Source organism: Mesorhizobium sp. WSM4829 (genome assembly GCF_055811475.1).
Map to the genome: position 1 here is coordinate 1 of NZ_JBVVQJ010000183.1, position 232 is coordinate 232.

Consider the following 232-nt stretch of genomic DNA (forward strand, 5'->3'; position numbering starts at 1 on the left):
CACCCCCCTGGGTTGGGGGGGGGGGGGGGGGGGGGGGAGGGGGGGGAGGGGGGGGGGGGGGGGAGGGGGGGGGCGGGGGGGGGGTTTGGGGGGGGGGGGGGGGGGGGGTGTGGGGGAGGGTGTGCGGGGGGGGGGGGGGGGGGGGGGGGGGGGGTGGGTTTGGGGGGGGGGGGGGGGGTTGGGGCGGGGGGGGGGGGGGGGGGGGGGGTTGGGGGGGGGGCCCCCCCTGCGC

1 protein-coding gene is annotated in these 232 nt (G+C 89.7%); it reads right to left on the reverse strand.

All coding sequences use genetic code 11. From position 1 onward, the window contains the following. A partial coding sequence (locus AC0L17_RS34775) for a hypothetical protein (protein ID WP_473519033.1) occupies window positions 1-232 on the reverse strand: 232 nt, incomplete at both ends.